The organism is Acinetobacter sp. YH12134 (assembly GCF_013418555.1).
GTDB lineage: Bacteria > Pseudomonadota > Gammaproteobacteria > Pseudomonadales > Moraxellaceae > Acinetobacter > Acinetobacter indicus.
Window position 1 is genome coordinate 1 of record NZ_VPBT01000008.1, and the last position, 7,960, is coordinate 7,960.

Consider the following 7,960-nt stretch of genomic DNA (forward strand, 5'->3'; position numbering starts at 1 on the left):
GATGAGAAAATGACTTACTTCATTGGCGTTACTCTTGGGAGGATGATTTGAATAAGGTTATTTTATAATGATAAGACAATCTGTCAAGCTTGTACTAAAGCTTCTAAAAGTTATTTAACATAATGGCTGTTATACGAAACGAGAGTGTTAGAACCCATTTAAAGTGTCTATATTCTCACCAATAAAAATGTCCGGTTTCTCCGAGGTAAAATATGACTTTTGAACAAAAATAAGCCATTGTTTATTCTTTTTATTTCCAACAAAATTCCAGAACTCATCTACTTCGAGAGATTCATAATGACTTTGCTGAGGCTGAATTTCATAGGTTGATTCAGTTAAAGTACGTAAAACTTTACCGATACTGATGCGCTCAACTTCAGCAATATCTCGTATACCGCTGCCTCTGACCATCAACTGTAATATTTTACGAGTAATACCTGACTTACATCCTAGATAGCTCAGTGCATGATCACCAATAAACTGACGTTTACAGTCTTTGCACTGATAGTTTTGTTTCCCATCTACTTTGATACCATTTTTCTTTATACTATCACTGAGGCAGGTTGGACATTTGATTGCTAGAGTTATTTGCATTTCTCTATTTTATCAAAATCCAATCGGCTTTTTCTTCAGCATACTTTTTGAAACACTACCGAGGAGATTATTTATGACATTTAATAACAATGAAAATACACGTGTGTGGTTTATTACAGGTGCAAGCAGTGGACTAGGATACGAATTCACAAAAAAAGCATTGGAGTCAGGAGAGAAGGTTGTTGGTGTTGCTAGAAATATTGAAAAACTGAATGAGTTAAAATGCCAGTTTGAAGGAATGTTACTTCCTTTAAGTCTTGATGTTACTGATAGAAGTGCTGTTTCGACTACAGTGGAAACTGCCATTAAACATTTTGGAAGACTCGATATTGTCATTAACAATGCAGGGAATATGGTAATGGGAATGATTGAAGAATTTAGTGAAGATGAAGTTAGAAGCCAAATGGAAACTAATTTCTTCGGTACAGTATGGGTAAGTCAAGCTGTTATGCCGTACTTGCGGGCACAAGAATCAGGTCATATTATCCAGATATCTAGTATTGGTGGACTGATTAGTGGTCCAATGTCGGGAATCTATAGCGCTAGTAAATTTGCTTTAGAAGGATTTAGCGAGGCTTTAGCACAAGAAGCTGCACATTTTGGTATAAAAGTATCTATCGTAGAACCTGGAGGTTACTGGACGAATCTATACTTAAAAATGAGTTTTACTACACAGAAAAAAGAGTATGATTCATTACGTGAAAAGTTGGCCCAACAATATTCAAACGAATCGGTGGATAGTGATCCTAAGTTAGCCGCCGAAGCTATAATGAAACTGGTTAATAGTGAGAATCCGCCTCTCCGATTAGTTCTGGGAAGCCTTGTATATGATTTAGCTGTTGAAAATGCAGAAAAACGTATATTTACATGGAAAGAGTGGGAATCAGTCAGTCGTTCTTCGGAACATGGGATTCCTGCACCAGAAGGATACGGAATAATTGAGGAATAGAAACCCTAAGAAATAAACTCTCTAAACTACAAAAACTAATTAATGATTTAATATGTTTATTAACTTAATCGCTAGAAAGGGAGGCGATTGTATGGAATTGATAAAAATGAGAGGAATAGAAAAATATTTTGGAGGCAAGCTTCTTTTTACTTTTGATAAATTAACTGTTTTTAAGAACGATATTATTGGTGTAGTCGGGTTAAACGGAAGTGGAAAAACGACGTTGTTGGAGATCATTAACAATGATATAGCTCCTGACAAGGGAAATGTTGAGGTTAAGGGAGATATCTCTTATTATAAACAATTCGGTCAATACCACGAATCAGTAGATTCTTGGCAATTGAAAGAATTTCGCTCCAGCTCAACAATATCTGAAGGTTGGTTCAGTGGTGGGGAAAAAACTCGTTTACGTTTAGCTGAGACTTTTTCTAAGAGTAGTTCAATACTTTTACTAGATGAACCAACAGCGAATTTAGATACTAAAGGGATTCAATTGCTAAAGCGAAATTTAGGAAAATATAACACAATGATGATTATTAGCCACGATACAAATTTATTAGATGAATTGTGTAATCGAATTATTGAGATTGACAACAATACCATTAACTGTTTTGACGGGAATTATACTGCATATAAACAGCAGAAGGAACATCAAATTCACACTGAGAAAAGAGAATATGAAAATTATCAAGCAAAGAAAAAGCAACTAGAGGAAGCTTATTTGCAGAAAAAAAGGCAAGCTGAAGCGATAACAGATAAGCCAAGGAATATGAGTAATTCTGAAATTAGAGCTAGAAGTTTCATATCTACTTACAAGTCTTTTGGAGGGCGACAAAAAGCAATAGCAAAGCAAGCAAAAGCCGTGCAATCACGAATAGAGCAGTTAGATGTAAAAGAACAAGTCGAAGAACAGGCAAATATTCGAATTAATTTTGAGCTAACAAATCCCCCGAAAAATAAAATATTAATTCGTGGTGAAGAAGTAACTTTTGGATATGATAATCATTTGATTTTTAATCATGCCTCTTTTGAAATCCGAAACAAACAAAAAGTTGCTGTATTGGGGGATAATGGAAGTGGTAAATCTACTCTTTTTTCTTTAATCAGAAATAAGTATGAAGGGATCTATGCTGTACCGAAATTAAAAATTGGTTATCTGTACCAAGAGTTTGAAAATTTGCAGCCAGATAAAACTTTACTGGAGTCTGTCTTGTCTGACAGTGTACAAGAAAATCAGGTGGTGTTTCAAAAAGTATGCTGACATTAAATGAAGCCATTATTGATGTAAAAAAAGGTTAAGTCGAAAGCTTTAAAATGGTTTTCAATCTTTTTTGGGCACTGTTGCAAATAGAGATTTGAGTCGATGATGTTCCCTTTAAAAAGTGCTTAGAGACCGAAAACCCTGTTGATTAGACACACTTCACCCTGAGGCTGACCATAATAAAATGACGATGCTTGTCCTTTACGTAGTGCACGCATGACTTCAATACCTTTAATTGTGGCATAAGCAGTCTTCATAGATTTGAATCCTAATGTGGCCCTGATGATTCGCTTTAACTTACCATGATCACATTCAATGACATTATTTTTATACTTAATCTGCCTGTGCTCAATATCTACTGGACATTTTCCTTCACGCTTTAACCGTGATAAAGCATGGCCATAGGTCGCTGCTTTATCTGTATTGATGACCCGTGGAATTTGCCATTTTTTCACCGTATTGAAGATCTTTCCTAAAAAACAATAGGCTGATTTACTGTTCCGTCTAGCGGAAAGGTAAAAGTCAATCGTATGACCACGTTGATCAACTGCACGATACAGGTAAGTCCATCGCCCCTTCACTTTGATATAAGTCTCATCCATATGCCATGAATGTAAATCTGTAGGGTTACGCCAATACCAGCGTAACCGTTTTTCCATTTCTGGAGCATAACGCTGAACCCAACGATAAATTGTACTGTGATCCACATTTATGCCTCGTTCAGCGAGCATTTCTTGAAGTTCACGATAGCTGATGCCATATTTACAATACCAACGAACAGCCCAAAGAATGATTTCACCTTGAAAGTGCCGACCGTGGAAGGGATTCATCTGCTGTATCTCGAAATAAATAAGATATTTAGCTTATCATGTCAGCCTATTTGCAACAGTGCCTTTTTAGGTGGTTCCGCTAGGGTATACTGAAAATAAACTTGTCCTGTACCTGATTCCAGTAAAACACTCTCCGAAAATATCGAGACGATTCACGGTTGGTTACAGATAGTTTGGGTGTTATTTTTATCTCTATGCTTGATAGGCTTTATGAGCTTACCACAAATAATTTTTCATTCGGTCAGTCCTCGCTTTCATCCGACCAATTTTGACTCAACTCACTCACCAAACGACTCTCATCGCATTTAAAATCAATATAGTGATAGGTATTGGCAGGCAATAGCCAATCCTGCCCTGTCAGTGGACATTTTTGTTCCATATCTTCTGCCTGTGTCCAATCACGGTAATTCATTAGAAAATAATAGGTGGGTACACCTGTGCTTTGTTCAATGATACGGCACAATTCTCGACCTATTTTGCTATGCTCAGAATTGGGATTTTGCATTTGCTCTAAGGCAAAGGCTTCACTTACTGGTTGAGAACCAAGCCACAAACGATATAACGCTTCAGCCTGACGATACCATGACCACACATTATCATAACAAGGGTGATCAGGTTGGGTATATGGGATTTTATATAGAGGAATGCCTTGTAAGGTTACTCCATCTAGTAAAGGCGAACTCCAGCCCCAACGCAACATGTAAAATTCAGATTGCGTTGGTACGGCATAACGGGGAAGAGGATAGTCATGGTCTTCTCCGATATACAAGGTTTGAATGGGTTTACCTGCTAACTGTTCGATTTTATTGTGCATTTCTTGGGCATAGCTGTTCATATTTTTACGGTCAAGGGCATCCATTTCAGGACACACCACAGTCACGCGAGTAATATCATTTTGGCTAACAGCTAAATGATGGTTACGGGGTAATATTTGTCCGTTGCCTTCTAAATTTCCTAAATAACAAAATACATCATGGTCGTGGCTATCATCATCTTCAGCGATACCTGTATATTGGGGTATGATAATATCAAAGGCGTGCATTTTTATATCTCATGCTTAATTTATATTAAATATATTTGGGGATGTTGCTGTTGAAATTGGTTAAAGTGCTGTCTTGTAGTGTCAATTTAACCTATACCGTCAATGCCGTACACTCTAAATATTAATAATACTTAAACTACTTGATATTATAACTATAATTTTTCTTATCATATTTACCGAAATAAGGAACAGCTACATCCTTATGCACTGTATTATTACTATCAGTATATGTAATTACTATAGAGTCTTCGGTGTCAGAATATTTTATAGGATACTTAAATGATTGATTAGGAGATAAATTACCTATATTTTCTGATTTATTAGTGGTTTTATAAGTTAAATTAACCTTAGTTATATCTTCGGAGGTTTTGTTATTTATAATTAGCATCCCTTCTGATTCACTTTGACTGGAACAAGCCACAGTAATTAATGCACTTAAGCTAATTACATACAGTTTTCTTATTGAGATCTTCACGAGCCAAACCTTTAGTTATTTTATTTAATACAAAATAATTCTATGCAAGAAATGCCACTCTCAACTTCTTAAGCCTATTGGAATGGCTGTATTACAAGAATTGTAAGTTTAATATTGAAAGTCTAACCTTCGTAAAATAAATGATTTAGCGAAAAAAAGTTGAGAGTTAAGCATAAAATGGAATCTTATTTTTCACCAAAGGAATTAGAAGATGTTAAAGAACCATTAGTTATAACTTTCATTTTGAGACTACCCTAAATTCTGTGTAACTATCTAGTTTTCTAAAATACTTCTTAAATTTTGTCAAAATGGCTTTATTAGCTCGAAAAACTAACTTTCTATACACCATGAAGTACACCGCGACTACCTAAATAACTCAATATACCAATATCATTAGCCTACAGCCTAAGGTTCTAGTCCTCACTAGGGTACCGAAGCAGTGAAATTGGTTTGCCATAGGCATACTAATCAGAGTATGAAAAAGAAACTCCTCTCTCTGCAAATTCTTGATTGAAAACACTAAGAACCTTCATACTAAAAGTATAATAAATAAGTACTAGCCTTTCTATTATGGTGATGTCGTTCATATTCCAAGATATTCTCCGATCATCTAATAACCCCTCCCAACTAGGATCGTTTATTTTAGGTATAGATTGACTGCCGTAAGAAGGTATTTGATCAACTAAATGACGCATATCATCGAGTTTTTGATTTGATAGGGGTTACCCCAGAATTTGGAGAAAATAGTACGACAAGGAATTTTGTCGACTAATTAATTTATTAAAATCAAAGATTTATATTTTTATGCTTTGCCTGTCTGCTAGAGATTGGCAACATGCAATTTAATTGAAAGATTTTTAACGAAGTTCTTAAATAACAACTACATAGAAGTAAATAAATGTACTTACCGCCCTATAATTTCCGTTTTCTGTGCTGACCCCTAATATAGCAGTTTTTCACTGAATAGAACTCAGATAACTTATCATTTGGTGATAGTCAGAAGCCTTTATTCCCTTAAAATAATTTTTGTTTTTGATATCAAGGACTACTTCTACCACAACCTGTAAACAGCGAATAAAAATCTTAAAATTTAAACCCTAATTTCGATAAGAAGGGTAAATATACTTTCTGCTTTTCACTATCTAATAATGCTTCAGCAATTTGTTCAGCAAACACATCGTAACTTCGACCTGCTTGCCCTTGTGCCAAATACGATGCCTCATGTAATTGAGATATTTTTTTAGCGAAGGCAAAGCGTTGATTATCGGTCATGGTTATAAACATATCTACTGTATGTGGATCACGCTCTGTCTTTTCAGCTTTTACCGTTTTGGGCTTGGTTCTTTGTTTAAATTTAAAGGTAAATCCTGTAATAGTGCGACCTTGCTTGTGTTGCTCATATTCAGCAATAATATCCGTGTGTTCGTTAATTTGACGGCACTGTTGCAAATAGAGATTTGAGTCGATGATGTTCCCTTTAAAAAGTGCTTAGAGACCGAAAACCCTGTTGATTAGACACACTTCACCCTGAGGCTGACCATAATAAAATGACGATGCTTGTCCTTTACGTAGTGCACGCATGACTTCAATACCTTTAATTGTGGCATAAGCAGTCTTCATAGATTTGAATCCTAATGTGGCCCTGATGATTCGCTTTAACTTACCATGATCACATTCAATGACATTATTTTTATACTTAATCTGCCTGTGCTCAATATCTACTGGACATTTTCCTTCTCGCTTTAACCGTGATAAAGCATGGCCATAGGTCGCTGCTTTATCTGTATTGATGACCCGTGGAATTTGCCATTTTTTCACCGTATTGAAGATCTTTCCTAAAAAACAATAGGCTGATTTACTGTTCCGTCTAGCGGAAAGGTAAAAGTCAATCGTATGACCACGTTGATCAACTGCACGATACAGGTAAGTCCATCGCCCCTTCACTTTGATATAAGTCTCATCCATATGCCATGAATGTAAATCTGTAGGGTTACGCCAATACCAGCGTAACCGTTTTTCCATTTCTGGAGCATAACGCTGAACCCAACGATAAATTGTACTGTGATCCACATTTATGCCTCGTTCAGCGAGCATTTCTTGAAGTTCACGATAGCTGATGCCATATTTACAATACCAACGAACAGCCCAAAGAATGATTTCACCTTGAAAGTGCCGACCGTGGAAGGGATTCATCTGCTGTATCTCGAAATAAATAAGATATTTAGCTTATCATGTCAGCCTATTTGCAACAGTGCCCTATAAAAAGGGAGCTTTAGAGACTGTAAATAAAACTGTATTTACACAGAATTATTTACACCCTCGTGTGACAGTGCCGCCCTAAATTAAATAACAAATTTTTTCTATCTTTACTCTTGAATTGTCATTTAGATCAGGATAACTACAATAATTCTCTGATCCCCCAAATCTCTCAAGTTTTTCTAATATTTTCCTGTACATACCTCCCTTTTAAGCGTATCTAGATTTGTATTTGGAATTATATATTCTTCTTTTGTAGGTTCCATAGCTATTGGATCACCTGTTACTTCTTTGTACATAACTCCTCCTAGTCTTCGGAATTTTTCTTGTTCGCAATCTATCTCATATAGAACTGTTGACCTATTCTTCTCCTCTTTAAACTCGGTTTCTACCCAAGCTCTTGTTATTTTGGGATTCTTTGTACTAGAGACCTTTGCACGAAACAGCCCCTTTGCTCGAGGCATACCACCAAACCGAAAAAAAACAAAGAATGGCAATGAAATAAGCAAAACAATGGCTAAATCATGGATAAAATCTCCAAATGGTTGTTAAA

8 protein-coding genes and 1 pseudogene are annotated in these 7,960 nt (G+C 35.9%); 2 read left to right on the forward strand and 7 right to left on the reverse strand.

The features are described from left to right. Nucleotides 1–225: 225 nt before the first annotated feature. A pseudogene (locus tag FTU69_RS06885) lies at nucleotides 226–594 on the reverse strand (IS1-like element ISAba3 family transposase); the annotation flags it as partial. A 73-nt stretch (nucleotides 595–667) separates the two neighbouring features. On the opposite strand from FTU69_RS06885, the gene FTU69_RS06890 reads away from it, so the two are divergent. After that, nucleotides 668–1,543, forward strand: coding sequence for an SDR family oxidoreductase (locus FTU69_RS06890; RefSeq protein ID WP_078081115.1), 876 nt, complete (start codon nucleotides 668–670; stop codon nucleotides 1,541–1,543). Nucleotides 1,544–1,595: 52 nt separating this feature from the next. Next, nucleotides 1,596–2,804, forward strand: coding sequence for an ATP-binding cassette domain-containing protein (locus tag FTU69_RS06895; RefSeq protein WP_180103632.1), 1,209 nt, complete (start codon nucleotides 1,596–1,598; stop codon nucleotides 2,802–2,804). Nucleotides 2,805–2,929: 125 nt separating this feature from the next. Here the strand turns inward: FTU69_RS06895 and FTU69_RS06900 are convergent, their stop codons facing one another. The 6 genes from FTU69_RS06900 to FTU69_RS14930 all read right to left on the reverse strand — a co-directional run bounded on the left by FTU69_RS06900 (nucleotide 2,930) and on the right by FTU69_RS14930 (nucleotide 7,871). Further along, entirely contained in the window at nucleotides 2,930–3,634 is a 705-nt protein-coding gene (locus tag FTU69_RS06900; RefSeq protein WP_043963410.1) for an IS6-like element IS1008 family transposase, read from the reverse strand. A gap of 241 nt (nucleotides 3,635–3,875) precedes the next feature. Then, complete coding sequence (locus FTU69_RS06905; protein WP_114237944.1) at nucleotides 3,876–4,676, reverse strand: DUF2310 family Zn-ribbon-containing protein; 801 nt, start codon at nucleotides 4,674–4,676, stop codon at nucleotides 3,876–3,878. Between the two features lie 136 nt (nucleotides 4,677–4,812). Beyond that, entirely contained in the window at nucleotides 4,813–5,151 is a 339-nt protein-coding gene (locus tag FTU69_RS06910) for a hypothetical protein (protein ID WP_114237945.1), read from the reverse strand. A gap of 1,083 nt (nucleotides 5,152–6,234) precedes the next feature. Then, nucleotides 6,235–6,600: a RepB family plasmid replication initiator protein gene (locus FTU69_RS06915; protein ID WP_218944957.1), complete on the reverse strand. Its 366-nt coding sequence runs from the start codon at nucleotides 6,598–6,600 to the stop codon at nucleotides 6,235–6,237. A gap of 39 nt (nucleotides 6,601–6,639) precedes the next feature. Continuing rightward, nucleotides 6,640–7,344, reverse strand: coding sequence for an IS6-like element IS1008 family transposase (locus FTU69_RS06920; RefSeq protein ID WP_043963410.1), 705 nt, complete (start codon nucleotides 7,342–7,344; stop codon nucleotides 6,640–6,642). Nucleotides 7,345–7,589: 245 nt separating this feature from the next. Then, nucleotides 7,590–7,871: a surface-adhesin E family protein gene (locus FTU69_RS14930; RefSeq protein ID WP_373685087.1), complete on the reverse strand. Its 282-nt coding sequence runs from the start codon at nucleotides 7,869–7,871 to the stop codon at nucleotides 7,590–7,592. Between the last annotated feature and the right edge of the window lie 89 nt (nucleotides 7,872–7,960).

What these genes read in the sequence shown, in the direction of transcription:
- FTU69_RS06890 (WP_078081115.1), top strand. Translation starts at nt 668, where the DNA reads ATGACATTTAATAACAATGAAAATACACGTGTGTGGTTTATTACAGGT.
- FTU69_RS06895 (WP_180103632.1), top strand. Translation starts at nt 1,596, where the DNA reads ATGTTTATTAACTTAATCGCTAGAAAGGGAGGCGATTGTATGGAATTG.
- FTU69_RS06900 (WP_043963410.1), bottom strand. Translation starts at nt 3,634, where the DNA reads ATGAATCCCTTCCACGGTCGGCACTTTCAAGGTGAAATCATTCTTTGG.
- FTU69_RS06905 (WP_114237944.1), bottom strand. Translation starts at nt 4,676, where the DNA reads ATGCACGCCTTTGATATTATCATACCCCAATATACAGGTATCGCTGAA.
- FTU69_RS06920 (WP_043963410.1), bottom strand. Translation starts at nt 7,344, where the DNA reads ATGAATCCCTTCCACGGTCGGCACTTTCAAGGTGAAATCATTCTTTGG.
- FTU69_RS14930 (WP_373685087.1), bottom strand. Translation starts at nt 7,871, where the DNA reads ATGCCTCGAGCAAAGGGGCTGTTTCGTGCAAAGGTCTCTAGTACAAAG.